This is a genomic window from Ruegeria sp. CG8 (genome assembly GCF_056537165.1).
Genome location: NZ_JBQFRA010000003.1, coordinates 276786 through 303513 on the forward strand (window position 1 = coordinate 276786; position 26728 = coordinate 303513).

Consider the following 26728-nt stretch of genomic DNA (forward strand, 5'->3'; position numbering starts at 1 on the left):
CAAGTCGCCGCTACCTTGTCAAAACGGGCATCAGAACATGCAACGCAACTTTATCCCCGGCATTCTTGCCATGGCCGCCATCGTCGTGGCCTCGAACATCCTGGTCCAGTTCCTGATCTTTGATGGGCTGTTGACCTGGGGTGCCTTCACCTACCCGCTGGCCTTTCTGGTCACCGACATCATGAACCGCGTCTATGGCGTGGGCCCGGCCCGCAAGGTCGTCTTCGCGGGCTTCGTCACCGGCGTGATCTGCTCGCTGATCGGCAGCCAGATCATGCTGCAGGGCGACGGCTTCACCTACGTCGCCGTGCCGCTGCGCATCGCCGTGGCTTCGGGAACGGCGTTCCTGATCGCGCAGCTGACCGACGTCACCGTGTTCAACGCCATGCGTGAAGGCCGCTGGTGGCGCGCGCCGCTGGTATCCACCCTGGTCGGATCGGCGCTGGATACCGCGATCTTCTTCACCATCGCCTTCTCGGCCTCGGTGACCTTCTTCGGCGCCGATGCGGATGCGGCCATCAACTGGGCGTGGGAGCCCGTGCCCTTCATGCTGTCGGGCCCCGAGGCGCCTCTGTGGGTGACGCTGGCATTTGCAGACTGGCTGGTGAAGCTGTCGCTGGCTTTGGTCGCGCTTATCCCCTTCAAGGTGATCGTCGCGCGCCTGACCGCACAGCCCGCGTAAAAAACGCTTTGAGAATGGCACAAGTTGTGTCACCATCCTTTTCAACCGCAACAGATAGAAAAGGAGGTGATCCAGTGTCGAGAAAGAGATTGGAGAGAGGTGTCGGAACAACCGGGGGGACCGCCTGCTAGGGCAGCCCTTGGCGGAGCGCGCGCTCCGGCTGGTCGATTGATCTAACCGACCCGACCTCCTGAACTTTCGAAGGGCCGTCCCGCCGGGGCGGCCCTTTCTGTTTCCGGGTGGCGCCTGTAAGGTCGCGCCCATGTTGCGCATCACCGACGATATCACCCTGCACGATTGGGAAATGACCGAGAGCTTCATCCGCGCTTCGGGGCCCGGCGGGCAGAACGTGAACAAGGTCTCGACCGCGGTCGAGCTGCGCTTCGAGGCGGCGCGCTCGCCCTCGCTGCCCGATCCGGTCAAGGCGCGGCTGAAACGGCTGGCCGGGCGGCGCTGGACCAAGGATGGTGCAATCATCATCCAATGCGACGAAACCCGCAGCCAGGCCCGTAACCGCGAGATCGCCCGCGCCCGTCTGGCCGAGCTGATCGGCAAGGCGCTGGTCAAACCCAAGCGGCGGATCGCGACGAAACCCACCTATGGATCGGTCAAGCGCCGGTTGGCGGCGAAAAAGGCCCGGTCCGACGTCAAAGCGCTGCGCGGCAAGGTGGCGGAAGATTGATCTGGCATCTTTCCCTGCCGTTGCTAGTCTGACCGCGACAGACGGCAGGGAGGCAAGGCCATGAGGCTGGAGGGAAAAACCGCAATCGTGACCGGCGGCGCATCCGGGTTCGGGGCCGGGATCGTGCAGAAATTCTTGACCGAGGGCGCACGGGTGATGATCGCCGACATCAACGGGGATGCCGCGCGTCACATGGCGGCAACGCTGGGCCCTCTGGCCGACCACTGCCAGGTGGATGTCTCCGACGGCGACTCGGTCCAAGCGATGGCGGATGCGGCGCTGCGACTCTACGGCCATCTGGACATCCTGGTGAACAATGCCGGTGTGACCCACCTGCCGACGCCGCTGGAGGAGGTCAGCGAAGAAGACTTCGACCGCGTCTATCGTGTGAACATGAAGTCGGTCTTTCTGACTGCGCGGGCGCTGGTGCCACATATGAAATCGCGCGGGGCGGGGGCGATCCTGAACGTCGCCTCGACCGCCGGATTGTCGCCGCGCCCGAATCTGAACTGGTACAACGCCTCCAAGGGCTGGATGATCACCGCGACCAAGACGATGGCGGTCGAACTGGCCCCCTCCGGTGTCCGCGTGAACGCGATCTGCCCGGTGGCGGGGGAAACGCCCCTGCTGAAATCCTTCATGGGCGAGGACACGCCCGAAATCCGCGCCAAGTTCCTGTCGACCATCCCGTTGGGCCGGTTCTCGACCCCGCAGGACATGGGCAACGCCGCCTGTTTCCTGTGCTCGGACGAGGCCAGCATGATCACCGGCACCGCGCTCGAGGTGGACGGCGGCCGCTGCATCTGAGCCAGTCTTTCATCTGGCCAATAATACCCCGTCGGAGGCAGCCCGCTTTCCCGCAGTAAAGGACAAACCCAAATGACCCCCGGACCTAGAAACCTGATCACCGACGTGCCCGGCCTGCTGGTGGGCAACGCACAGGACGCGGCCCTGAAATCAGGTGTCACCGTCATGACCGGAGATCAGCCCCTGCGGGCCTCGGTGCATGTGATGGGGGGCGCCCCCGGCACGCGCGAGACCGATCTGCTGGCGGCCGACAAGACCGTCGACCGGGTGGATGCGATCGTGCTTTCGGGGGGCTCGGCCTTCGGGCTGGATGCCTGTTCGGGAGTGATGGACGTGCTGCATGCACAGGGTCGCGGGTTTCAGGTGGGGCCGGCCGTGGTGCCGATCGTACCCGGAGCGATTCTGTTTGACCTGCTGAACGGCGGCGACAAGGCGTGGGGTGAAAACCCGTACCGCGCCTTGGGCCGGGCCGCATTTGACGCCGCGGCGGAGACGTTCGATCTGGGCAGCGCCGGGGCCGGAACCGGCGCGCTGACGGCCATGTGCAAGGGCGGGCTGGGCTCTGCCTCGGCGGCGTTGCCTGGCGGCGTGACCGTGGGTGCGCTGGTTGCGGCCAACCCGCTGGGCAGCGTCACCACTCCGGGCGACCGGCATTTCTGGGCCGCCCCGTTCGAGATCGGGGCCGAGTTTGGCGGGCTGGGGCCGGATGCGGCGTCCGGTCTGGGGGACCCCGCGCCCAGCCGCAAGGCCCGGGCGATGGGCCATCCCCCGCCCGACAAGGCCAACACGACCATCGCCATCGTCGCCACCGATGCCGCCCTGACCAAACCGCAATGCCAGCGCATGGCGGTGGCCGCCCATGACGGGATCGCCCGCGCCATCCTGCCCGCCCACACGCCGGGCGATGGCGACCTGGTGTTCGGCGTCAGCACGGGACGGATCCCTTCGGCCGAGGCCGATCTGGCCCTGCTGGGTCACGCCGCGGCTCTGTGCCTGACCCGTGCCATCGCACGCGCGGTCTACCATGCGAAACCGGCGCCATGCGACCTGTTGCCGTGCTGGTCGGATCTGCAAAATACGCCTTGAAAATATACCTTTTCGGCTGCGTCAGGTCGCCGCCGCGCGTCAAATTGCGCATTGACTCTGCGCGCGTTTGATACTGGTTAAAGGGCAGCCAATTCATATCGGAGCAACGCCAATGAAACGTATCATCGCGACTGCCATTGTCGGCCTGCTGGCTGTGCCGGCCCTGGCCGAAGGCGACGCCGAAGCCGGCGCCAAGACCTTCAACAAGTGCAAGTCCTGCCACATGATCGCGACGCCGGACGGCGAAGCCATCGTCAAGGGCGGCAAGACCGGGCCGAACCTGTACGGTATCACTGGCCGCGCGGCCGGTGCAGAGGAAGGCTTCAAATACGGCGACAGCCTGGTTGCGGCCGGCGAAAAAGGTCTGGTCTGGGACGAGGAAAGCTTTGTCGCCTATGTTCAGGACCCCAAGGCATTCCTGAAAGACTACCTAGGCGAAACCTCGGCCAAGTCGAAGATGACCTTCAAGCTGAAAAGCGGTGGCGAGGACGTCTTTGCCTATCTGCAGAGCGTTTCGGCCGAATAAGCCGCACTTGCTGAAAAATCGGAACAAGTACAAAAGGCCGCAGCCCTGCGGCCTTTCGTGCGCTTGATTGAAACGTCGATCATCGCCAGTTTTGTCGCAGACAAAAAACACTGCGCCCAACCCGCCAGCGCATCGCGCCCAGTCGCCGATGCCGCCAGACCGGCGCAGTCACATCAGGAGAGGACAGATGGGAATCATGATCCCGGCTTGGGTTCATGGCGAGCTGACACCCGTGGACAAGCTGGAAGCCCACGAAAAGGGGCTCAAGCACAAGGCGGTCTCGGTCTTCGTCGTGCGGGGCACCGAGATTCTGATGCAGCGCCGCGCGCTGGGCAAGTATCACACGCCCGGCCTGTGGGCGAATACCTGTTGCACCCATCCCGACTGGGACGAAAACTCCTCGGACTGCGCCGTGCGCCGCCTGCGCGAGGAGTTGGGCATCACCGGGCTGTATCCCGAATACCGGCACCGGCTGGAATATCACGCGGATGTCGGCAACGGGATGGTCGAGAACGAGGTCGTGGACGTGTTCCTGGCGCATGTACGCGGGCCGCTGAAGATCGAGCCCAACCCCGACGAGGTGATGGAGATCCGCTGGATCGACTATCACGACCTGCTGGCCGAAGTGCGCCGTCATCCCGAACGGTTCACCCCGTGGCTGAAGATCTATCTGCACAATCACGCCGACACGATCTTTGGTCCCGACCTGATCATCTCGGCCAAATCCTGACGCGCCCATCTTGCAAGGGCTGACGAAGCCGCATACATCACGGCGTCATGGCCAAACAGAAGACAGACCCCAACTACAAGGTGATCGCCGAAAATCGGCGGGCCCGCTTCGATTACGCGATCGAAGAGGATATCGAGTGCGGCATCGTGCTGGAAGGGTCCGAGGTCAAGTCTCTGCGCGCGGGCGGGGCGAACATCGCCGAAAGCTATGCCGCGGTCGAGGATGGCGAACTGTGGCTGATCAACAGCTACATCGCGCCCTACGAGCAGGCCAAGGCGTTCAAGCACGAGGAACGCCGCCGGCGCAAGCTGCTGGTGTCCCGCAAAGAGCTGTCGAACCTGTGGAACGCCACGCAGCGCAAGGGCATGACCCTGGTGCCGTTGGTTCTCTATTTCAACCACAAGGGCCGGGCCAAGCTGAAGATCGGCATCGCCAAGGGCAAGAAGATCCACGACAAGCGCGAAACCCAGGCCAAGCGCGACTGGTCGCGCCAGAAACAGCGCCTGCTGAAGGATCACAGCTGACCCGGGCTGCGCCGCGGGTCAGACTGAATCAGAACGCCATGGTGGCCTGCACCGCCCGTTTCCAGCGCGCATAGGCCGCCTCGCGGTCAGCCTCGGGCAGGATCGGTTCGAACCGTTGGTCCAGCGCCCAGGTGTCGGCAAATCCGGCCTGATCGGGATAGACCCCGGCCTTCATCCCCGCCAGCCAGGCAGCGCCCAGCGCCGTGGTTTCCTGCATCACCGGCCGGTCGACCGGCGCGCCCAGAATGTCCGACAGACCCTGCATCGCCCAGTCGGACGCGCTCATCCCGCCATCGACCCGCAGGATCACGTCGGCCTCGGCGCCCCAGTCGCCCTGCATCGCGTGCCAGAGGTCGCGGGTCTGGAAAGCGATGCTCTCCAGCGTGGCCCGTGCGATCTCGGCCCGGCCCGAGTTGCGGGTCAGACCGAACATGGCGCCGCGGCAGTCGGGCTTCCAATAGGGCGCGCCCAGCCCGGTGAAGGCGGGCACCAGAACCACATGCTGGTTGGGGTCGGCCTGCGCGGCCAGTTCGCCGCTTTGCGGGGCCGAGTCGATGATCCGCAGCGCGTCGCGCAGCCACTGCACCGCCGCGCCCGCGATGAAGATCGAGCCTTCCAGCGCATAGGTCCGCTGACCGTCCAGCTGATAGGCGATGGTGGTCAGCAGGCGATTTTTCGACTCCACCGGCTGCGTGCCGGTGTTCAGCAGCGCAAAACAGCCCGTGCCATAGGTCGATTTCATCATCCCCGGTTGGAAACAGGCCTGCCCGATCGTGGCGGCCTGCTGGTCGCCGGCCACGCCCAGAATCGGGATTGCTCCGCCGAACAGGCCGGTCTGGCCGAAATCGGCCGCGCAGTCGCGCACCTCGGGCAGCATCGACAGCGGCACGTCCAGAAGATCGCAGATCTCGGCGCTCCAGTTGCCCTTGTGGATGTCGAACAGCAGGGTGCGTGCGGCATTGGTGGCGTCGGTGGCGTGGACACGGCCCTCGGTCAGGCGCCAGATCAGGAAGCTGTCGATGGTGCCGAACAGCAGCTCGCCCGCCTCGGCCCGGTCGCGCGCGCCGGGTACGGTGTCCAGTATCCACTTGACCTTGGTACCCGAGAAATACGGGTCGAGCAGCAGGCCGGTCTGGGCGGTCACGTCATCCTCGCAGCCCGCGTCGCGGAACCGCTGGCAGATCTCGGCGGTGCGGCGGTCCTGCCAGACGATGGCGTTGTGGATGGCCTTGCCGGTCGTCTTGTCCCAGACCACGGTGGTTTCGCGCTGGTTGGTGATGCCGATCCCGGCGATCTGGTCGGCCAAGGCGCCCACCTCGTCCATCACCTGCCGGCAGACGTTCAGGACGCTGTCCCAGATTTCCTCGGGGTCGTGCTCGACCCAGCCTTCCTGCGGGAAATACTGGGTGAATTCCCGCTGTGCGGTGCCTACGCGCTGCATCTGCGCGTCGAACAGGATCGCGCGCGAGGACGTGGTGCCCTGATCGATTGCCAGAATATAGGTCATGCCCGTGCTCCCCCCGGTCGTCATTTTCAGGGGACCTTAGGCGATTGGTCGGGGCCGTTCCATACCCCAGTTTCAGGCCACAGGCACGTCGATATTGTCGATCAGCCGCACGCCTTCCAGCCAGGCGGTGGCGAACAGGCGCGCGGGGCGGGTGGCAGCGGTCAGCGGCGCAAGCGTTTCGGTGCAGCGCAGGTCGAAATATTCCACCTCGGAAAAGCCCGCCGCCAGCAGCGTGTCGCGGGCCGGCCCCACCAGATCCGCGAATGCGGCGCCCTGCGCCAGTTGTCGGGCCATGTCCTGCATCACCGCATGCATCCGCGCCCCGGTCGCCAGCCCCTGGTCCGACAGGCGCAGATTGCGCGAGGACATCGCCAGCCCCGAGGGCTCGCGCACGGTGGGGCAGCCGATCACCTCGATCGGGATGTCCAAATCACGGGCCATGCGGTGGACGACCATCAACTGCTGATAGTCCTTTTCGCCGAAATAGCCTCTGTCTGCCTGCGTCTGCAGGAACAGTTTTGCCACGACGGTTGCCACGCCGTCGAAATGTCCGGGGCGGAATTCGCCCTCCATTACGTCGGTCAGGCCGGCGACGGACACGGTGGTGACGAACCCGTCCGGATAGATCTGGTCCGGGTCGGGGACATAGATCGCATCGACCCCCAGCGGCGCCAGCTTGGCCGCGTCCTCCTGCTCGGTGCGGGGGTACTTGGCCAGATCCTCGGGATTGTTGAACTGTTTGGGGTTGACGAAGATCGTCACGATAACCCGGTCGCAATCGGCCCGCGCCGCCTGTGCCAGCGACAGGTGCCCCTGATGCAGCGCGCCCATGGTGGGCACCACGCCGATGGTCTGGCCCGCGCGGCGCCAGGCCTGGGTCTTGGCGCGCAGCTCCGAAAGGGTGCGCAGGATGGGCGCGGTCATGCCTTGCCCCCCTTGGCAGGGGCCTGATCGGCAAACACATGTTCGGCCGCGGGGAAGGTGCGGGCGCGCACCTCGGCGGCGTATTCGGCGATGGCGGCCTCGGCCAGCGGGCCCAGATCGGCATAGCGTTTGACGAATTTCGGTTTGAAGGCCGTGAAAAAGCCCAACATGTCGTCAACCACCAGGATCTGACCGTCACAGCCGGCCGAGGCTCCAATGCCGATGGTAGGGATGGGCAGCTCGGCGGTGATCCGGTCGGCCAGACCCTGCGGAACCTTCTCGAGCACGACCGAAAACGCCCCGGCCTCGGCCACGGCGCGGGCGTCGGCCAGCACCGTCTCGGCCTGTTCGTCGCGGCCCTGCACCTTATAGCCGCCCAGCGTGTTGATCGATTGCGGCGTCAGACCCACATGCGCCATCACCGGGATGCCGCGCTTGACCAGAAAGCGGATCGTCTCGGCCATCTCGACCCCGCCTTCCAGCTTGACCGCGCCCGCGCCGGTCTCGGCCATAAGCCGGGCCGCGTTGCGGAAGGCCTGCTCGGGGCTTTCTTCATAGCTGGCAAAGGGCATGTCGATGACCATCATCGCCGTCTCCAGCCCGCGCGCCACGGCCTGCCCGTGCAGGATCATCATCTCCATCGTCACGCCCAGGGTCGAGCTCAGCCCGTGCAGCACCATGCCGACGCTGTCGCCCACCAGGACGAAGTCGCAATGGGGGTCCATCAGCCGGGCCATCGGCGTGGTATAGGCGGTCAGGCTGACCAGCGGATCGCCCCCTTTGCGGGCGCGGATATCCTCGGCATTCGGGGCTGTCTTGCGGGCGGTGGCGCTCATGCTCGCTCCTCGCGGGGTTCATGTTGCAGCGCGGCATAGCAGATCGGCAGGGGCCAGAGAAACCCCGGTTGCGCGAACATTTCCTTGAATGACCCAAGGTTTGCAGGGACATTGTTACCGTCAGGGCCGCGTCATCCGCCGCCCATCCGCACATTCTGGGAGGGAATTTACATGACCAAGCCGTTCTTTCGCACCTTTGCCGGCGCCATGGCGCTGGGCGTGGGGCTGCTCGCCTCGCAGGCCATGGCCCGGTCGGACATCACCATCGCCATGCAGCTGGAGCCGCCGCATCTGGACCCGACCAGCGCCGCCGCACAAGCCATCGATTCGGTCGTCTACACCAACGTGTTCGAAGGGCTGACCCGGTTCATGGGCGATGGCTCGGTCGTGCCGGGGCTGGCCGAAAGCTGGGAGATTTCCGAGGACGGAAAGGTCTATACCTTCACGCTGCACGATGGCGTCACCTTTCACGATGGCACCACGATGGATGCCGAGGACGTGAAGTTCAGCCTCGACCGCGCCACCGCCGAGGACAGCGCCAATGCGCAGAAGGCCCTGTTCGCCGGGATCGAAAGCGTTGAGGTCGTGGACCCGCTGACCGTCAGAATCACTCTGGCGGAACCCAACGGCAATTTTCTGTTCAACCTGGCCTGGGGCGACGCGGTGATCGTGGCGCCCGAAAGCATCGAGGGCATCAAGACCAACCCGGTGGGCACCGGCGCCTACAAGTTCGCCGAATGGGTCCAGGGCGACCGCATAACCTTGAAGCGCAACCCCGATTACTGGGGTGACCAACCCGCGCTGGAGAAGGCCACGTTCAAGTTCATCTCGGACCCCACCGCCGCCTTTGCCGCGATGATGGCCGAGGACGTGGACGTGTTCGACAATTTCCCCGCCCCCGAAAACCTGCCGCAGTTCGAGGCCGACCCGCGGTTCCAGGTGCTTGTCGGCTCGACCGAGGGCGAGACCATTCTGGCGACCAACAACAAGACCCCGCCCTTTGACGACGTGCGGGTGCGGCAGGCGCTGGCCCATGCGATCGACCGTCAGGCCATAATCGACGGCGCGATGTTCGGTTATGGCACTCCGATCGGCACGCATTTTGCTCCGCACAACCCGGCCTATGTCGATCTGACCGGAAATTCGGCACATGACCCGGACAAGGCCCGGGCCCTGCTGGCCGAGGCCGGTTTTGCAGACGGGTTCGAAACCACGTTGCATCTGCCGCCGCCCTCCTACGCCCGCCGCGGGGGCGAGATCGTGGCCGCGCAGCTGGTCGAGGTCGGGATCAAGGCCGAGATCATCAACGTGGAATGGGCGCAATGGCTGGAAACCGTGTTCAAGGGCAAGGATTTCGCCCTGACCATCGTCAGCCATACCGAGCCGATGGACATCGGCATCTATGCCCGGCCGGATTATTACTTCCAATATGACAACCCGGATTTCCAGGTTCTGATGGCGACGCTGAACGCGACCACCGACCCCGACGAACGCACCCGCCTTATGGGCGAGGCGCAGCGCATGATCGCCGAGGATTACGTCAACGCCTATCTGTTCCAACTGGCCAAGCTGGGCGTGGCCAAGGCCGGGGTTCAGGGCCTGTGGAAAAACGCGCCCACGGCGGCCATCGACCTGACCGCGATCAGCTGGGCGGATTGAGCCTTGCGGGTCCGCCCGGCGGGCCCGTTTCCCCATATTAGGGTCTGTTTTCAGATGACACGTTGCCTGGTTTCGGTGTTTTTCTTCATGGTCGCCCTGGCCCTGTCGGGGCCCTCGGGCGCGCAAGGGTTGTTTCAGGATGGCCACAGCGCGCTGTTGGGCACCCCGGAGAACCCGGTCGAGGTCGGCGTCGGCATCAAGATCGACCAGATCACCTCGGTCGATCAGAAGGCCGAGAACTATGGCGCCGTGGTCGTGCTGCGGTTTGAATGGAGCGATCCGGCCTTGGCGTTCGATCCGGATGAACTGGGCCGCGATTTCCGCGTATTCGATCCGCCGGCCTTCGTGCGCCATGCGGCCGCACGGGATGCGGTGGTTCCGGCCTTCGTCATCCACAACCAGCAATCCAACCGCTGGGTGCACGAATCCGCGGCCGCGCTACGCCATGATGGGCATGTGACCTTTGTCGAGAAATCCTCGCTGACGCTGCAGGCGCCGCATTTCAACTTCCTCAGGTTCCCCTTCGACACGCAGGAGTTCCACTTCGAGGTCGTCTCGGTCTTTCCGTCCGACTTCGTGCATTACTACGCGTTGGACCAGTTCTCGGGGTTGGGCGACACGCTGGGCGAAGAGGAGTGGATTCTGGGCAATGCCCGTATGCTGGCCTCGACTACGACCGGCCTGTCGGGCAATGAAAGTGATCAGGTGTCGCTGGTCTTTCAGGGCAAGCGCCACCTGACCTACTATGTCATCCGGGTGTTCCTGCCCATGCTGGTGCTGGTTCTGGTCGGCTGGGCGCTGTTCTTTCTGGACGAATACCGCAAGCGGATCGACATCGCCGGGGCCAACCTGCTGGTCTTTGTCGCCTTCAACTGGGCAATCTCGGCCGATCTGCCCAAGCTGGGCTATCTGACCTTTCTGGATTTCATCCTGCAATGCATGTTCCTGATGACCGGGGCGCTGGTGGTGTTCAACGTTATGCTGCGACGGCTCAAAGTTTCGGGGCGCGAGGACACGGCGCGCAAGCTGGACAACTACGCGATCAAGTGGATCTATCCGCTGGGCTATGCCGCGATCGTGGGCTACGCGGTCTGGGCGTTCCTGATGCAGTCCTGACGCGCTGTGCCGCTGGACCGGCGGCCAATCCCGGCCTAACGTGGCGGCAATGCTCCGATATGCGCTCAAACGTCTGATTTCGCTGACACTCAGCCTGGCCGTCGCTTCGGTGGTCATCTTCGCGGTGATCGAGGTGGCGCCGGGGGATCCGGCCTCGTTCATGCTGGGGGTGAACGCCCAGCCCGAAACGCTGGCCGCCCTGCGCGCCGAACTGGGCTTGGACGTGTCACGGCCGCAGCGCTATCTGAAATGGGTCAGCGGCATGCTGGCCGGAGATTTCGGCACCTCGTACACCTATCGCACGCCGGTGGCGCAGATGGTGGCCGACCGGCTGTGGGTGTCGCTGCCGCTGGCGCTCTATGCACTGACGCTGTCGACGCTGATCGCCTTTCCGGTCGGTATCTATGCCGCCGCGCGCCGGGGGAAACCGGGCGATCTGGTGGTGATGGGGGCCACGCAGCTGGGCATCGCGGTGCCGAATTTCTGGTTCGCGATGATGCTGGTGCTGATCTTCGCCATCAACCTGCGCTGGTTCAACGCGGGCGGGTTTGCTGGGTGGGACAACGGCCTGTGGGCCGGGCTGCACTCGCTGACCCTGCCGGCGATTGCGCTGGCTCTGCCACAGGCGGCGATATTGGCGCGGGTCATGCGCTCGGCGCTGCTGGACATTCTGGGTGAGGATTTCATGCGCACCGCCCGCGCCAAGGGCCTGTCGCGCCGCCAGGCGCTGTGGCGGCACGGGGTGCGCAACGCGCTGATCCCGGTGCTGACCATCATCGGGCTGCAGTTTTCCTTCCTGCTGGCCGGGTCGATCATCATCGAGCAGGTCTTCTATCTGCCCGGGCTGGGGCGGCTGGTGTTCCAGGCGATCTCGGCGCGGGACCTGATCGTGGTAGAGTCGGTGGTGATGCTGCTGGTCTTTGCGGTCATCACGGTGAATTTCCTGGTCGATCTGGCCTATGCCGCGGTCGACCCCCGGTTGCGGAGCCGCACATGAGCCGGTCTCTGATCCTGGGGGCGGGGCTGTCCTCGGTGGTGGTGCTGATGGCCCTGCTGTCCTTCGTCTGGACACCCTATGACCACGCCGCGCTGAACATCCCCGAAAAGCTGCAGCCGCCCAATGCGCAGCACTGGTTCGGTACCGATCATTTCGGGCGCGATATATTCTCGATGATCATGGTCGGCGCGCGCACCTCGATCGCGGTGGCGCTGGTGGCGGTGGGCATCGGCATGGCGCTGGGCGTGCCGCTGGGGCTGACGGCCGCGGCGCGCAAGGGGTCGTGGCTGGACGAACTGATCATGCGTGGCAACGATCTGGTCTTTGCCTTCCCCTCGCTGGTCATCGCCATCCTGATCACCGCCGTCTTCGGCCCTGGTGCGGTGAACGCGATCATCGCCATCGGCATCTTCAACATCCCCGTGTTTGCCCGCATCACCCGCGGCGCGGCGCTGTCCCTGTGGGAGCGCGAGTTCATCCTGGCGGCCCGCGTGGCGGGCAAGGGCGCGGCGCGCATCTCGGCCGAGCACATCCTGCCCAACGTCGCCAATCTGCTGATCGTGCAGGGCACCATCCAGTTCAGCCTGGGCATTCTGGCCGAGGCGGGGCTGTCCTATGTCGGCCTCGGTGCGCAGCCACCCACGCCCAGCTGGGGTCGGATGCTGGCGGATGCGCAGACGATGGTCAGTTTTGCCCCGCATTTGGCTCTGATTCCGGGGCTGGCGATCATCGTGTCGGTGCTGGGGCTGAACCTGCTGGGCGACGGGTTGCGCGATTGGCTGGATCCCCGAATTCGGGTGGCCCGCGCATGAGCCTGCTGGAAATCCATAACCTGTCGCTGTCGATCCACGGGGTCCCCGTTCTGGACCAGGTCAGCCTGTCCATCGACCCCGGGCAGATCGTGGCCGTCACCGGTGAGAGCGGCTCGGGCAAGTCGATGACCGCGCTGGCGGTGATGCAGTTGCTGCCCGCAGGGGCCGAGGCAGGCGGCTCGGTCCGCCTTGACGGGCACGAGGTTCTGAACAGCCCCGAGGACGAGATGTGCCGCCTGCGCGGCGCGGCCGTCGGGATGGTGTTTCAGGAGCCGATGACGGCGCTCAATCCGGTGAAGACCATCGGTGATCAGGTGATGGAGACCATCCTGATCCACAAGGCCATGCCCCCTGACGCCGCCCGCACGCGCGCCCAAGAGGTTCTGACCCGCGTCGGCCTGCCGCCCGACCGCCTTCCCCTGTCGCGCTATCCGCACGAACTGTCGGGCGGGCAACGGCAGCGTGTGGTGATCGCCATGGCCATCGCGCTGCGTCCCCGGCTGCTGATCGCGGACGAGCCGACGACGGCGCTGGACGTGACCACGCAGGCGCAAATCCTCGATCTGCTGCGAGGGCTGGTCACGGAATACGGCATGGGCCTTCTGATGATCACCCACGATCTGGCGGTGGTGGCCGACATGGCCGACCGGGTCGTGGTGATGCAGAAGGGGCGGGTGGTCGAAACCGGGGCCACCGACCACCTGCTGCGCCACATGCAGCACCCCTATACGCGGATGCTGTTTCAGGCCTCGGGCCACCGGGTCGCATTGCCTGCGCCGCCCGCGCCTGCGTCGCTGCTCGAGGTCCGCAACGTGGTGCGCGACTATCGCCTGCCGCGCACGCGGCTGTTCGAAAAGCCGGGTCATCACCGGGCCGTGGACCATGTGAGTTTCACGCTGAACCGAGGCGAACGCCTTGGACTTGTGGGCGAGTCCGGCTGCGGAAAATCGACCCTGACACGGGCTATTTTGGGGCTTGAGGAGGTGCAGGGCGGTCAGATCCTGCTGGACGGCCAGCCGGTATTTACCGGGCACAAACCCAATCTGGCCGTGCGCCGCAAGATGCAGGTGGTGTTCCAGGACCCGTTCGGCAGCTTCAATCCCCGCCACCGGGTCGCCCGCCTGATCACCGAGCCTTTCCACCTGCTGGAAACGCCGCCCACAGGCGCGGAACGGCAGGACCGGATCGCCGAGATGCTGACCGCCGTAGGGCTCTGGCCCGATGATGCGGGGAAATACATCCACGAATTTTCGGGCGGGCAGCGCCAACGCATCGCCATCGCCCGCGCCCTGATCATCCGGCCCGAGCTGATCCTGTTCGACGAGGCCGTCTCGGCGCTGGATGTCTCGGTCCGGGCGCAGATCCTCGACCTGCTGGCCGAGCTGTGTGCGGCCTATGACCTGACCTACCTGTTCATCAGCCATGACCTGAGCGTTGTGCGCACCATCACCGACCGGGTGATGGTGATGCAGTCGGGAAAGATCGTCGAGCAGGGCGAGACCGAGCGCGTGTTCGCGGACCCGCAGCACCCCTATACGCAAACCCTGATCCAAGCCGTGCCGAAATTGCCCGAGATCGGGCAGGGCGCAGCATGAAACCCCTTAGTTAGAGCCTGTTTTGGAGGCAGATATGCAAAATCCTATCTGGTTTGATCCCACCCTGTGCCTGATCGGCGGCGATTGGGTCGCGACCGAAGACACGCTTGATCTGACCAACCCGTCCGACGGCTCGCCGCTCTGCCGGATTGCGCGCGGTGAGGCGCCGCAGATCGATGCCGCCGTGCAGGCCGCGCAGGCGGCGCTGGACGGTGACTGGGGCCGGATGACCGCGCTGGAGCGGGGCCGCATCCTGACCCGACTTGGACAGTTGGTGCAGAACAGGACCGAAGAGCTTGCGTTGCTCGAAGCGTTGGACGTGGGCAAACCGCTGACCCAGGCGCGCGCCGATGCGTTGGCGTTGGCGCGGTATTGCGAATTCTACGGCGGTGCGGCGGACAAGGTGACGGGCGAGACCATCCCCTATCTGGACGGCTACACCGTCTATACCCTGCGCGAACCGCATGGCGTGACCGGCCATATCGTGCCGTGGAACTATCCGATGCAGATCATTGGCCGCTCGGTGGGGGCGGCGCTGGCCATGGGCAATGCCTGCGTTCTGAAACCGGCGGAAGAGGCCTGTCTGACCGCACTGGCCTTTGCCCATCTGGCCACCGAGGCGGGGCTGCCCGCCGGTGCGCTGAACGTGGTTCCCGGCATCGGAGCCGAGGCGGGCGCGGCCCTGTCGGCGCATCCGGGTGTGCATCATATCTCGTTCACCGGGTCCGTGGCGACGGGCGCGCTGGTGCAGCAGGCGGCCGGGGCCAACGTGGTGCCGGTGACGCTGGAACTGGGCGGGAAATCTCCGCAACTGGTGTTCGATGATGCCGATTTGCAGGCCGCGTTGCCGTTTCTGGTGAATGCGGGCATCCAGAACGCGGGTCAGACCTGCTCGGCCGGGTCGCGTGTTCTGGTGCAGCGCGGGGTCTATGCCGAGGTCAAGGCGCGCATGGCCGCCGCCTATACCGACCTGACCGTCGGCCCCGCGACCGAAGATCTGCGGGTCGGGCCGTTGATCTCGGACCGGCAGAAGCAGATCGTAACCGGCTTTCTGGCGCAGGGGGCCGATCTTGAAATCGCAGCACAAGGCCGGATCGTGGATCACGCGCCGCCGGGCGGGGCCTATGTGCGCCCGACGCTGTTTGGGGACGTGCCGCCCGATCATCCGCTGGCGCAGCAGGAAATCTTTGGCCCGGTCCAGGTTCTGATCCCCTTCGACACCGAGGAACAGGCCATTCAAATCGCCAACGGCACCGATTACGGACTGGTGGCCGGGGTCTGGACGCGGGACGGCGCGCGGCAGATGCGGCTGGCCAAACGTCTGCGCGCGGGGCAGGTGTTCATCAACAATTACGGCGCAGGCGGCGGGGTCGAGCTGCCGTTCGGCGGGGTCGGAAAATCGGGCCATGGCCGCGAAAAGGGGTTCGACGCGCTGTATGGGTTTTCCCAGTTGAAAACCGTGGCCGCCCATCACGGCTGAGCCGGGCTAGACGATCACTTCGATCGCTTCTTGGTCCCCTACGCCAAAGACGCGCTTGTAGCGTTCGATCTCGTCTTTCGGCCCCATCGCCTTTTCGGGGTTGTCCGACAGTTTCACCGTCGGCCGCCCATTGGCCGAGACCGCCTTGCACACCAGCGAGAACGGCGCCAGCGCATCCCCCGGCACCAGACCGCGGAAATCGTTGGTCAGCAACGTGCCCCACCCGAACGAGACCTTCACCCGGCCCGCGAATTGGCCATGCAATTCGCGGATCTTGTCCACGTCGAGCCCGTCCGAGAAGATGATCCGCTTCTGGCTGGGATCCTCGCCGCGCGATTTCCACCAGTCGATGGCGATCTCGGCGCCCTTGGCCGGATCGCCGCTGTCGATGCGGATGCCGGTCCAGCCGGCCAGCCAGTCGGGCGCGCGGTCCAGAAACCCCTTGGTGCCATAGGTGTCGGGCAGGATGATCCGCAGGTTGCCGTCATGTTCGTCATGCCAGTCGCTCAGCACGTCATAGGGCGCGCGGGCCAGTTCCTCGTCGGTTTCGGCCAGCGCCGAATAGACCATCGGCAGTTCATGCGCATTGGTGCCGATCGCCTCGACCTCGCGGCGCATGGCGATCAGACAGTTCGAGGTGCCGGTAAACGCCGGGCCCAGCCCTTCGATCATCGCCTGCACGCACCAGTCCTGCCACAGGAAGGAATGCCGCCGCCGGGTGCCGAAATCTGCGATCCCCAAACCGGGAATGCCGCGAAGCGTTTCGATCTTTTCCCAGACACGGGTCATGGCGCGGGCATAGAGAACCTGCAACTCGAACCGGCGCATGTCATTCAGAACCGCACGCGAGCGCAACTCCATCAGAACTGCAAGGGCCGGGATCTCCCACAGCATGACCTCGTGCCATTTGCCCTCGAAGGTCAGCTCGTACTGGTCGCCTCGGCGTTCCAGGTAATAGGGCGGCAGGCGCAGATTCTCGAACCATTCCATGAAATCGGGGCGGAACATCTGGCGTTTGCCGTAGAAGGTATTGCCCCGCAGCCAGGTGCTTTCACCCCGGCTGAGGCTGAGCGAACGGATGTGGTCCAGCTGTTCGCGCAGCTCGCCCTCGTCGATCAGCTTGGCCAGCGGGACGTGATTCGACCGGTTGATCAAGGAAAACTCGACCGTTGTTTGAGGTCGGTTTCGAAACACTGACTGGCACATCAGCAGTTTGTAGAAGTCTGTGTCGATCAAAGACCGGACAATCGGGTCGATCTTCCATTTGTGATTGTAGACACGGGTCGCGATGTCGACCATGGGGAACTCCTGCCATTTCCGTTGTTAGATCAATCAGGGCGGTGAATGGCAAGAGTCGCGGATTTGGTAACAATGCCAAGGACAGGCCATAATGCGGGCATAATGTCTGTTCTTTTCGCGGTCTAGTTAAACGGTGGGATGGTACGAGAAGGTAGTAGTTGGTTGAATGGGTCTGGCTTACGACTTTGATATTGTAACGATTGCAAAAGATGGGGGCGATTGCGGTTCGTCGGCTAAGACCGAGCCGAAAACCGTAACGGTCTGTGCGCGTTTTCGCGACGTGAAGACGGCCGATGCTCTGAGGGGGGCGTCACCGAAGCTGCGTCAGGTGTTCGTGGATGCCGGGTTCATTCTGGACAGCCACGGCAGTGGTGAATCGCGTGGTTTCTATCCGCCCGAAGACGCCGCGGCCCGCGAAAAGATCCTGCGCCAGCTGTTTGCAAATATTCGGGCCACGGGATTGCGCGGCCAGTATTGCGGTGAATTCGATCTGCGCGACTTTCTGCGCCATGTTCGCAGCGCGCAGCCTGGGATCGGCATCAAACGCCGCGATCCGGTGCGCCGCCCGCAGCCGGCCACACCTGCGCCCGCAAAACCTGACCGAAGAACCGTGCCCGGGCGCATTGGCTTCGCCCTTGGCCTTGCGGTGATCGTGTTCGTCCTGCTGAAATACCTGGCTGCGGCGGGAGCGACGCCCTGAACCGCTAGACCAGCGTAACACCCGTGTCGCGCATGGCCTGTTTCGCCGCTGCGAGCGATCCATCCAGATCGATTGCGCGGCAAGCGTCGGTTCTGACGGTCACGTCAAAGCCCAGCCGGGCCGCATCCACAGCTGAATAATGCACGCAGAAATCGGTCGCCAAGCCTACCAGCGTCAGCCGGTCGATCCCGCGCGTGCGCAGATAGCCTTCCAGCCCGGTGGGCGTGGTGCGGTCGTTTTCGAAGAAGGCCGAATAGCTGTCGATCGCGCTGCGAAAACCTTTGCGCAGGATCAGGTCGGCATCGGTACGCAGGTCGGGGTGGAATTCGGCGCCGGGCGTGCCCTGAACGCAATGGTCGGGCCACAGGACCTGCGGGCCATAGGGCATCTCGACCACGTCATAAGGCGCCTTGCCCGGATGGGATGACGCGAACGAGGAATGACCCGCCGGGTGCCAGTCCTGCGTCAGGATCACCGCGTCGAAATCGGGCATCATGGCGTTGATCGGTGCGACGATCTCATCCCCGTTGGGAACCGCCAGCGCGCCGCCGGGGCAGAAGTCGTTCTGGACATCAATCACGATCAGGGCATGGGTCATGGCGGCCTCCTTTGCGTGCCCTATCGGTAGGCGGGCGGGCGGGGGTCGTCAATGCGGTGTCTTGCGTTGCGGGGGGCCGCGCATTAGATCGCGGCCATGTACACGATCGCCGCACTGTATCACTTCACCCGTTTTGCCGACCCGGACGCCCTGCGCGTGCCGCTGCTGGAGCTATGCCGCGTGCAGTCGGTCAAGGGCACGCTGCTGCTGGCGCATGAGGGCATCAACGGCACCATCGCCGGCCCACGCGCCGGGATCGACGCGGTTCTGGCGCATATCCGGGCGCTGCCGGGCTGCGCCGATCTGGAATGGAAAGAGGCCACCGCCAGCCAGCCGCCTTTTGGAAAGATGAAGGTGCGCCTGAAGAAAGAGATCGTGACCATGGGCCAGCCGGATGTCGATCCGCGCGCCCGCACCGGCCACTATGTCGAGCCTCAGGACTGGAACGATCTGATCCGTTCGGATGATGTGGTGGTGATCGATACGCGCAATGATTATGAGGTGTCGATCGGTACGTTCGACGGCGCAATCGACCCTAAAACGGCCAGTTTCCGCGATTTTCCTACCTGGTGGGAGCATAACAAGGACCGGTTCCACAACAAGCGCGTCGCCATGTTCTGCACAGGCGGCATCCGCTGCGAGAAATCCACCAACTATCTGCTGGGGCAGGGGGTCGAGGATGTCTATCACCTGAAGGGCGGCATCCTGCGCTATCTCGAGGAGGTCCCGCCCGAGGACAGCACCTGGAAGGGCGAGTGCTTCGTGTTCGACAATCGCGTTTCCGTAGGGCACGGGTTGGCCGAGGGACCGCACCAGCTGTGTCATGGCTGCCGCCGCCCGATCCTGCCCCAGGACATGGAGCGCCCCGAATACGAGCACGGCGTGTCCTGCCACCAATGCATCCACGAGACGTCCGAGGCCGACAAGGCCCGGTTCCGCGAACGGCAGAAACAGATCTCGCTGGCAAGGGCGCGGGGCGAAGAGCATATCGGTGGCCAATAGCTTCGAATCCCGCAAAAAAGCTTGCGATGATGCGCCCGGCGTTAAAAAATGGCCGGTACCCGTGCTTGGGGAGGGGGACGATGGCGCATGATCCAACCACATTGCAGGATTGGAAGCCCACGCTGATCGCAGCGATGGGCCTTGTCATGCTAAGCGCTCTGGCTTGGTACATCCTTTCACACCTGACCGAATCCGCCGCCGGCGACACGATCGGAGCCGCAGCCACCATCGGGTTGGCGATTTGGCTGTTCTCGCAAACCTGGTACTACATTGCGCTTGTGCGCTCGCCCAAGCGGCAGTTGCTGCTGATGGGGATTTCCTTCATTCAGGTCGTGCCGTTTCTGTTCGCTGCAGTCTACGGGTCATACGGGTACTACGATCTGTGCGTTGAAGGCGCCCGCGGTCCGGCGGATGTCCTGTATTTCTCGTATGTTACCTTCACGACGGTTGGTTTTGGTGACTTGCGGCCAGTTGGTGTGTGCCGCGCGCTTGCCGTGGCTGAGGCGATTACCGGCTATATTCTACTGGGCCTGTTCGTGGCAGCGGCCGTGGGGCTGTATGGTCGGTCGCATCGCCATCGCCATGACAAAGACGCCTGAGCCCGCCGGCCACATTTCTTCACTTGTTCCGCTCAATCCATTGCGACATCGCACGTTTGTCGCGGAAGCACTCGCTGGGGATCGGGCGGCGTTTGGTGCGCGAGATCCGCTCGGCAAAGGCCACCTGTTTGCCCGTCGGGTAGTCGGCAAAGGGGGAGGGATCGTGCGGCTTGTGCGCCGAGATCCAATCGGACATGGATCGCCGGTCGCGCTGCGCCTCGACCGGGATCTCCAGAGCGGACTGCTGGGCGATCGCGCGCGCATAGCGCATCTGACGGTCTGTGACGGGCAGAATGTGGTAGTCGTTGGTCGGCCCCATCGGGGTGGATTTGCGCAATGACTGTTCCATCTGGTGATCCTCCGATCATGCAGAACAGAAATGGAACATTAACCATTTTTTTCAAGAGGGCCCCTTTTTTTGTTGGCAAGAATTCGCCCAAAGCAGTGCTTTATTGACTGATCAATCAATAATCATTACCTGCGGATGAAACCGACCGGCACCTGACTCCCCGGGGCCCGAGAAAAAAGGATCCGCAATGAATGTTCAGCCCAAGGCCAGCCACTTTGTTGATGGCGAATATGTCGAAGACACCGCAGGCACCCCGATCGACGTGATCTATCCGGCCACGGGCGAGGTCATCGCCCGCCTGCATTCGGCGACGCCGCAGATCATCGAACAGGCTCTAACAAGTGCAAAGCGCGCGCAAAAGGCCTGGGCGGCGATGACCGGGACCGAGCGCGGCCGCGTCCTGCGCCGCGCCGCCGACATCCTGCGCGACCGCAACCGCGAGCTGTCGATCCTGGAAACCCATGACACCGGCAAACCGTTGCAGGAAACGCTGGTGGCCGATGCGACCTCGGGCGCGGATGCGTTGGAATATTTCGGCGGGCTGGCCGGGTCCCTGACCGGTGAGCACATCCCGCTGGGTGGCGGTGATTTCGTTTATACCACCCGCGAGGCGCTGGGCGTCTGCGTCGGTATCGGCGCGTGGAACTATCCGACCCAGATCGCCTGCTGGAAGGGCGCCCCGGCGCTGGCCTGCGGCAATGCGATGGTGTTCAAACCCTCGGAGACCACGCCCCTGTCGGCGTTGAAAGTGGCCGAGATCCTGATCGAGGCCGGCGCCCCCAAGGGTATCTACAACGTGGTTCAGGGCTATGGCGAAGTGGGCGCCGCGCTGGTCACCCACCCGCGTGTGGCCAAGGTATCGCTGACCGGCTCGGTGCCCACGGGCCGCAAGGTCTATGCCGCCGCGGCCGAGGGCATGAAACACGTCACGATGGAACTGGGCGGCAAGTCGCCCCTGATCGTGTTCGACGACGCCGATATCGAAAACGCCGTCTCGGGCGCGATCCTGGGCAATTTCTACTCATCCGGTCAGGTCTGTTCCAACGGCACGCGCGTCTTCGTGCAGAAGGGTATCAAAGAGGCCTTCCTGAGCCGACTGACCGAACGCCTTGCCAGTGTGAAGATCGGCGACCCGATGGATGAGGCCGTGAATTTCGGGCCGATGGTCAGCGAGGCCCAGATGAACATCGTTCTGGGCTATATCGAGAGGGGCAAGGCCGAGGGCGCGCGGCTGGTCCATGGTGGCGCGCGGCTGGATCTTCCGGGCTTCTACATTCAGCCCACTGTCTTTGCCGACGTGACCGACGACATGACCATCGCCCGCGAGGAGATCTTCGGCCCCGTCATGTCGGTGGTGGATTTCGAAACCGAAGACGAGGTGATGGCCCGTGCCAACGCCACCGAGTTCGGCCTGGCCGCCGGCGTGTTCACCAACGACCTGACCCGCGCCCATCGCGTGGTGGCCGGGTTCGAGGCAGGCACCTGCTACATCAACACCTACAACCTGGCCCCTGTCGAGGCCCCGTTCGGCGGGTCGAAAATGTCGGGCGTCGGGCGCGAGAATTCGAAGCTGGCGATCAACCACTATTCGGAAATGAAAACCGTCTATGTCTCGATGAACGACGTCGAGGCACCCTACTAGACGTTCCCAAATCGGGATTCCGGTCCAACTTGCCCTGTTCCCGACATTTGGGGTCGGGAACAGAGCATACGGTGTGCAGGTCCTGTGGCTGACTTCTGAGGCAGAGGGGTGACGCGTCCCCGCCAGTCAGGAGAAAAGCCCAATGAGAACCCATGCACAGGCCGTCGTGATCGGAGGGGGCCTTGTCGGTTGTTCGATCCTCTACCACCTTGCCAAGCTGGGCTGGACCGACGTGATCCTGCTGGAGCGGGACGAGCTGACCAGCGGGTCCACCTGGCACGCGGCGGCCAACATTCACGGGCTGCACGACAACAACAACGTCACCCGCATCCAGCACTACACGATGAACCTGTACAAGCAGCTGGAAAAGGAAACCGGGCAGGGCTGCGGGGTGTTCCAGCCGGGATCGCTGTATCTCGCCCAGACCGAGGCGCGCGAGCACCAGCTGCGCCTGCAAGAGGCCAAGGCGCGGTTCTACGGCCTGAACTTCCATGAAATCAGCCGCGAACAGGCGATGGAGCTGCATCCGCTGGCGCAGTTCGATGATGTCCGCTGCATCATGTATGAACCCGACGGCGGCAACGTGGACCCGTCGGGCGTGACCCATGCCTATGCGGCCGGGGCGCGGGCGCTGGGGGCCGAGATTCAGCGGTTTTGCCCCGTAATAGGGACTGAACAGCAGCCCGACGGCTCGTGGATCGTGCGAACGGAAAAGGGCGACATCCACACGCAATGGGTGGTGAACGCCGCCGGGCTGTGGGGGCGCGAGGTGGCCGCAATGGCCGGGCTGGACCTGCCGCTGCAACCGACCGAGCACCAGTATTTCGTGACCGAGGCGATTGACGAGGTCGCCGCCCTTGGCCGCCGTCTGCCCTCGATCGCCGACCGCGACGGCGAGTATTATTTCCGGCAGGAAGGCAACGGGCTGCTGATCGGCGCCTACGAGAAGGACATGCGGTTCTGGGCCGAGGACGGCACGCCGCTGGACTTCGCCCATGACCTCTTCCCTGACGATCTGGACCGGATCATGGAGAACGTGATCCGCGCGACCGAGCGTGTGCCGGTGGCCGCGACCGCAGGCGTGAAACGGGTGATCAACGGCCCGATGATCTGGTCTCCGGATTCCAACGCCATCTGGGGGCCGGTGCCCGAGCTGCGCAACTATTTCTGCTGCACCGGCATCATCCCCGGATTCTCGCAATCGGGCGGGCTGGGGCTGTTGGCTGCGCAATGGATGATCGAGGGCGAGCCGCAATACGACATGTTCGCCTGGGATCTGGCGCGGTTTGGCGACTGGGCCGACAAGAACTTCACCAAGGCGCGGGTCGCCGACCAGTATTCCCACCGCTTCGCCATCCATTTCCCGAACGAAGAGCGCAGCGCCGGCCGTCCGGCCCGCGTGCGCCCTGCCTACGAGATGCAGAAACAGATGGGCGCGGTCTTCGGCCTCAACTGCGGCTGGGAACACCCGCTGTGGTTCGCCGACCGGCCCGGGACGGTCGAGACCACCGGCTTTACCCGCCAGAGCTGGTTCGAACCGGTGGGGCACGAGGCCCGGATGCTGCGTGAAAGCGTGGGCGTGATCGACATCTCGAACTTTGCCAACTACGTCATCAAGGGGCCGGGCGCCCATGACTGGCTCGACCGGCTGGTGGCCAACCGGGTGCCGACCGAGGTGGGGCGGTCTTGCCTGACCCCGCTTATTTCCGTGCGTGGCGGCGTGGCGGGCGATTTCACCATCACCAAAACGGCCCAAGACGAATACATGATGATCGGCTCGGGTATGGCCGAACGCTATCACCAGCGGTTCTTCAACATGGTGGACCTGCCCGAGGGCACCACCTTCGAGGTCGCCACCAACCGCATCGCGGGCTTCAACATCGCCGGCCCGAAATCGCGAGAGGCCTTGCAACGGCTGACCAATGCCGACCTGTCGAACGCGGCGTTCCCCTTCATGCGCTCGGCCACGATCGAGGTTGCCGGGGTCACCTGCCTTGCCATCCGCGTCAGCTTCACCGGCGATCTGGGGTGGGAGCTGCACTGCGCCGAAGAGGACCAGATCAGACTCTATACCGCGATTCTGGACGCTGCCCGCGCCTGCGGTGGAGGGCCGGTCGGCGGCCGGGCTCTGGGTGCGTTGCGGATCGAAAAGGGCTATGGCTCATGGGGGCGTGAGTATTCGCAGGAGTACTGGCCGCACGAGGTCGGTCTGGATGGGTTGATCAAGCCAGACAAGGATTTCCTGCACAAGGCGGCTTGGCTGGCGATCAAAGACAATCCCGCGCGCGAGGTGCTGTCGATTTTCGAGGTCGATGTCCCCCACGATGCCGATGCCAGCGGGGGCGAGCCGATCTTCACCCCAGATGGTACGCCCGTCGGGCGCGTCACCTCGGGCGCTTATGGCTATACGGTCGGCAAGTCGCTGGCCATCGGATACGCCAACCCAGCCGTGGCCCAGCCGGGTGACGAGGTGCATATCTTCATCCTGGGCAAACCGCACAGGGCTCGGATCCTGCATGCGCCTGCGTTCGACCCCGAAGGCCTGCGCCTGCGAGACCAGAAACCGGCGATGGAGGGTGCCAAGTGACCGAAACCTTCGCCCGCGTCGCCGAGTTTGTTCTGAACCGCCCGGCGGACCAGATGCCCGACAGCGCGCGCGAAGCGGCAGCCCTGATGCTGCTGGATACTTTGGGCATCGTGATCGCCTCGACCCCGATGGGGGCCGGCGTGATCGCCCGCGACACTGCCGCATTGCTGTACGGATCGACCGATCCTGCATTCTCGGCGCGGATGCTGTGCGATGGGCGCCGGGTCAGTCTGGCAGGCGCGGCCTACGCGGCCGCCACGCAGACCGACAATCTCGACGGGCACGACGGCTACAACCCGACCAAGGGTCATATCGGCGTGGTGGTCGTGCCCGCGCTGTGCGCATTGGCCGAACACTGCCCTGATCTGTCCGGACCCGATGCATTGGCCGCCGTCATCACCGGCTACGAAATTGCGGGCCGCGCGGGTATCGCGCTGCACGCCACCGTCAGCGACTACCACACCTCGGGAGCGTGGAACGCACTGGGCGCGGTTGCCATGGCCGCCCGCTTGCGGGGCCATTCACCGGACCAGTTGCGCCAAGGCCTTGGTATTGCCGAATATCACGGCCCTCGCAGCCAGATGATGCGCGAGATTGCCAACCCCACCATGCTGCATGACGGCTCAGGCTGGGGCGCGCTGGTGGGCATGTCGGCGGCAATTCTGGCCGAGCGCGGCTTTACCGGCGCCCCCGCCATCACCATCGAGGAGGACCGCGCCGCACCCTATTGGCAGGACCTCGGAACGTTTTGGCAGATGGAACATCAATATGTGAAACCCTATCCGATCTGCCGCTGGGCCCATGCCGCCATAGACGGGCTGCGCATGGTGATGAACTCGCACGGTCTGACCCATCACCAGATCGCCCGTGTCGAGATCCACAGTTTTCACGAAGCGGTTCAACTGTATTCGGGGATGCCCGAGACGACGTCGCAGGCGCAATACTCGCTGCCATTTGCTGTCTCGACTTTTGCGGTACACGGGCGGATCGGGGTCGAGCACATCGGCGGCGATGGATTGTCCGATCCGATGGTTGCCGATTTCCTGAGCCGCATCACCGTATCCGAGTCGGACCGCCATAATTCCCGCTTTCCCGCTGGGCGCTGGGCCGACGTTCAGGTAACGACGCAAGACGGTCGCGTTTTCCGCTCGGGCGACATCCATGCCCGGGGCGGGCCTGAGTCTCCGATGTCGCGACAGGACGTCATCGACAAGTTTGTCGAGTTTTCTTCTCCGGAAATCGGAGGGTCTGCTGCCACGAATCTGAGCAGGGCGGTTTTGAACCTTACCGATCCCGGCACCCGGTTTAGTGACATAGTGCAGCCTCTCTACCGGTCGGTGAAGTCGTCAGCCTGACCCGACCAGCCTTGCAGTTGCAAAGGATAGGTCGACAGCGTTTCATATCGTGCGCCGTCCGGCCGAAGTGTGGAAGAGTTCAGGTTGAACTGGGTCACCACCATGGTGGTTTGGGGAACTGGGATATGCAAAATGGCCTTGTTTAGAGCCGATTCAATACCCCGAACTATGGTGATATGCGGTCGAAAGCGGCGGCGTTGCAGCGTCAGCCCGGCCCGCCCAATGCACTGCAGGACGCTTTCATGCAGGTGCAGGAGTCCAGGATCGGGCTCTACCACCATGTGCAGCGAGTTTCCGAAACTGCCCAGCCCGGACAGTCTGATGGAAAAGGCCGGGCGCTTCAGCGCTTCGAGGTGATCATTTAATTCGATCAAGGCGTTTCGGGTCTGGTCGCCCAGGAAAGCCAGCGTCAGATGAAGGTTTTCAGCAGGCAAACTTCGACCGCAATGTGCTGCGCGCGCGACGTCGGCGCATATCTGGGCGATTTCGGAAGATACGGGAATGGCGACAAAACACCGAATGAGCGCTCCGGACATCCGTTGCCCCTGATCTGGATAAGGTTGAATTTGCCGGGCAGTCTGGCGGTGCTTGCTCTTTCAGACAAGCGCATGCTCTCAATGCGAGGCGCACAAGC

Annotated in this window: 26 protein-coding genes; 19 read left to right on the forward strand and 7 right to left on the reverse strand. The window is 64.1% G+C overall.

Annotated elements, in window-relative coordinates:
• Positions 1 to 37: 37 nt before the first annotated feature.
• The 7 genes from ACR0EF_RS11480 to smpB all read left to right on the forward strand — a co-directional run bounded on the left by ACR0EF_RS11480 (position 38) and on the right by smpB (position 5037).
• Positions 38 to 682, forward strand: coding sequence for a queuosine precursor transporter (locus tag ACR0EF_RS11480; RefSeq protein ID WP_170340977.1), 645 nt, complete (start codon positions 38 to 40; stop codon positions 680 to 682).
• Between the two features lie 262 nt (positions 683 to 944).
• Complete coding sequence (gene arfB, locus ACR0EF_RS11485; protein ID WP_005980088.1) at positions 945 to 1364, forward strand: alternative ribosome rescue aminoacyl-tRNA hydrolase ArfB; 420 nt, start codon at positions 945 to 947, stop codon at positions 1362 to 1364.
• Between the two features lie 60 nt (positions 1365 to 1424).
• Positions 1425 to 2171, forward strand: a complete 747-nt coding sequence (locus ACR0EF_RS11490; RefSeq protein WP_170370303.1) for an SDR family oxidoreductase — start codon at positions 1425 to 1427, stop codon at positions 2169 to 2171.
• Positions 2172 to 2243: 72 nt separating this feature from the next.
• A complete protein-coding gene (locus ACR0EF_RS11495; protein WP_170372832.1) occupies positions 2244 to 3257 on the forward strand; it encodes a P1 family peptidase in 1014 nt (337 codons plus the stop codon).
• A 112-nt stretch (positions 3258 to 3369) separates the two neighbouring features.
• A complete protein-coding gene (locus ACR0EF_RS11500) occupies positions 3370 to 3783 on the forward strand; it encodes a c-type cytochrome (RefSeq protein WP_170372834.1) in 414 nt (137 codons plus the stop codon).
• 187 nt (positions 3784 to 3970) lie between these two features.
• On the forward strand, positions 3971 to 4513 hold the full coding sequence (gene idi, locus ACR0EF_RS11505; RefSeq protein WP_093964071.1) for an isopentenyl-diphosphate Delta-isomerase: 543 nt from the start codon (positions 3971 to 3973) through the stop codon (positions 4511 to 4513).
• A gap of 47 nt (positions 4514 to 4560) precedes the next feature.
• Positions 4561 to 5037, forward strand: a complete 477-nt coding sequence (smpB, locus tag ACR0EF_RS11510; protein ID WP_170360447.1) for an SsrA-binding protein SmpB — start codon at positions 4561 to 4563, stop codon at positions 5035 to 5037.
• Positions 5038 to 5065: 28 nt separating this feature from the next.
• On the opposite strand, the gene glpK is transcribed toward smpB, so the two are convergent.
• The 3 genes from glpK to panB form a co-directional block, all read right to left on the reverse strand.
• Positions 5066 to 6544 (reverse strand): glycerol kinase GlpK, encoded by a 1479-nt coding sequence (gene glpK, locus ACR0EF_RS11515; RefSeq protein WP_170372836.1) that lies wholly within the window; start codon positions 6542 to 6544, stop codon positions 5066 to 5068.
• Between the two features lie 72 nt (positions 6545 to 6616).
• A complete protein-coding gene (gene panC / locus ACR0EF_RS11520) occupies positions 6617 to 7468 on the reverse strand; it encodes a pantoate--beta-alanine ligase (protein ID WP_170372838.1) in 852 nt (283 codons plus the stop codon).
• Positions 7465 to 8304: a 3-methyl-2-oxobutanoate hydroxymethyltransferase gene (gene panB / locus ACR0EF_RS11525; RefSeq protein ID WP_170360453.1), complete on the reverse strand. Its 840-nt coding sequence runs from the start codon at positions 8302 to 8304 to the stop codon at positions 7465 to 7467. Before panB ends, panC begins: the two co-directional genes overlap by 4 nt.
• 171 nt (positions 8305 to 8475) lie before the next feature.
• On the opposite strand from panB, the gene ACR0EF_RS11530 reads away from it, so the two are divergent.
• Genes ACR0EF_RS11530 through ACR0EF_RS11555 form a run of 6 tightly spaced genes read left to right on the forward strand, consistent with a single transcriptional unit; the run spans position 8476 to position 15963 of the window.
• Positions 8476 to 9963, forward strand: coding sequence for an ABC transporter substrate-binding protein (locus ACR0EF_RS11530; protein WP_170372840.1), 1488 nt, complete (start codon positions 8476 to 8478; stop codon positions 9961 to 9963).
• A gap of 54 nt (positions 9964 to 10017) precedes the next feature.
• A complete protein-coding gene (locus ACR0EF_RS11535; protein WP_170370296.1) occupies positions 10018 to 11079 on the forward strand; it encodes a ligand-gated ion channel in 1062 nt (353 codons plus the stop codon).
• A 49-nt stretch (positions 11080 to 11128) separates the two neighbouring features.
• Entirely contained in the window at positions 11129 to 12076 is a 948-nt protein-coding gene (locus ACR0EF_RS11540; RefSeq protein ID WP_170370295.1) for an ABC transporter permease, read from the forward strand.
• On the forward strand, positions 12073 to 12888 hold the full coding sequence (locus tag ACR0EF_RS11545) for an ABC transporter permease (protein WP_170370294.1): 816 nt from the start codon (positions 12073 to 12075) through the stop codon (positions 12886 to 12888). Before ACR0EF_RS11540 ends, ACR0EF_RS11545 begins: the two co-directional genes overlap by 4 nt.
• Positions 12885 to 14483, forward strand: coding sequence for an ABC transporter ATP-binding protein (locus tag ACR0EF_RS11550; protein WP_170372842.1), 1599 nt, complete (start codon positions 12885 to 12887; stop codon positions 14481 to 14483). The genes ACR0EF_RS11545 and ACR0EF_RS11550 overlap by 4 nt, the downstream gene beginning before the upstream one ends.
• A 34-nt stretch (positions 14484 to 14517) precedes the next feature.
• The gene (locus ACR0EF_RS11555) at positions 14518 to 15963 is read left to right on the forward strand and encodes an aldehyde dehydrogenase family protein (protein ID WP_170372844.1); all 1446 of its coding nucleotides are present in this window, start codon (positions 14518 to 14520) and stop codon (positions 15961 to 15963) included.
• A 6-nt stretch (positions 15964 to 15969) separates the two neighbouring features.
• Here ACR0EF_RS11555 and pncB read toward each other — a convergent pair whose 3' ends face one another.
• Complete coding sequence (gene pncB, locus ACR0EF_RS11560) at positions 15970 to 17262, reverse strand: nicotinate phosphoribosyltransferase (RefSeq protein ID WP_170372845.1); 1293 nt, start codon at positions 17260 to 17262, stop codon at positions 15970 to 15972.
• Positions 17263 to 17428: 166 nt separating this feature from the next.
• On the opposite strand from pncB, the gene ACR0EF_RS11565 reads away from it, so the two are divergent.
• A complete protein-coding gene (locus tag ACR0EF_RS11565) occupies positions 17429 to 17962 on the forward strand; it encodes a hypothetical protein (protein WP_170364630.1) in 534 nt (177 codons plus the stop codon).
• A 4-nt stretch (positions 17963 to 17966) separates the two neighbouring features.
• Here the strand turns inward: ACR0EF_RS11565 and pncA are convergent, their stop codons facing one another.
• Positions 17967 to 18560 carry a bifunctional nicotinamidase/pyrazinamidase gene (gene pncA, locus ACR0EF_RS11570; protein WP_170372847.1) on the reverse strand — a complete coding sequence of 198 codons (594 nt, stop codon included), beginning with the start codon at positions 18558 to 18560 and terminating at the stop codon, positions 17967 to 17969.
• Between the two features lie 96 nt (positions 18561 to 18656).
• Between pncA and trhO the strand changes: the two genes are divergently transcribed.
• Together trhO and ACR0EF_RS11580 are read left to right on the forward strand one after the other, a co-directional pair.
• The gene (gene trhO, locus ACR0EF_RS11575) at positions 18657 to 19562 is read left to right on the forward strand and encodes an oxygen-dependent tRNA uridine(34) hydroxylase TrhO (protein ID WP_170372849.1); all 906 of its coding nucleotides are present in this window, start codon (positions 18657 to 18659) and stop codon (positions 19560 to 19562) included.
• An 80-nt stretch (positions 19563 to 19642) separates the two neighbouring features.
• Entirely contained in the window at positions 19643 to 20161 is a 519-nt protein-coding gene (locus ACR0EF_RS11580) for a potassium channel family protein (RefSeq protein ID WP_170364636.1), read from the forward strand.
• Between the two features lie 19 nt (positions 20162 to 20180).
• Here the strand turns inward: ACR0EF_RS11580 and ACR0EF_RS11585 are convergent, their stop codons facing one another.
• The gene (locus ACR0EF_RS11585) at positions 20181 to 20510 is read right to left on the reverse strand and encodes a hypothetical protein (protein WP_170372851.1); all 330 of its coding nucleotides are present in this window, start codon (positions 20508 to 20510) and stop codon (positions 20181 to 20183) included.
• A 187-nt stretch (positions 20511 to 20697) separates the two neighbouring features.
• On the opposite strand from ACR0EF_RS11585, the gene betB reads away from it, so the two are divergent.
• From betB to ACR0EF_RS11600, 3 genes are all read left to right on the forward strand, one after another.
• The gene (gene betB / locus ACR0EF_RS11590; RefSeq protein ID WP_170372853.1) at positions 20698 to 22152 is read left to right on the forward strand and encodes a betaine-aldehyde dehydrogenase; all 1455 of its coding nucleotides are present in this window, start codon (positions 20698 to 20700) and stop codon (positions 22150 to 22152) included.
• 142 nt (positions 22153 to 22294) lie between these two features.
• Complete coding sequence (locus tag ACR0EF_RS11595) at positions 22295 to 24739, forward strand: GcvT family protein (protein ID WP_170372855.1); 2445 nt, start codon at positions 22295 to 22297, stop codon at positions 24737 to 24739.
• Complete coding sequence (locus tag ACR0EF_RS11600; RefSeq protein WP_170370285.1) at positions 24736 to 26094, forward strand: MmgE/PrpD family protein; 1359 nt, start codon at positions 24736 to 24738, stop codon at positions 26092 to 26094. Before ACR0EF_RS11595 ends, ACR0EF_RS11600 begins: the two co-directional genes overlap by 4 nt.
• On the opposite strand, the gene thpR is transcribed toward ACR0EF_RS11600, so the two are convergent.
• A complete protein-coding gene (gene thpR / locus ACR0EF_RS11605) occupies positions 26067 to 26630 on the reverse strand; it encodes an RNA 2',3'-cyclic phosphodiesterase (protein ID WP_170370284.1) in 564 nt (187 codons plus the stop codon). The genes ACR0EF_RS11600 and thpR overlap by 28 nt on opposite strands.
• Between the last annotated feature and the right edge of the window lie 98 nt (positions 26631 to 26728).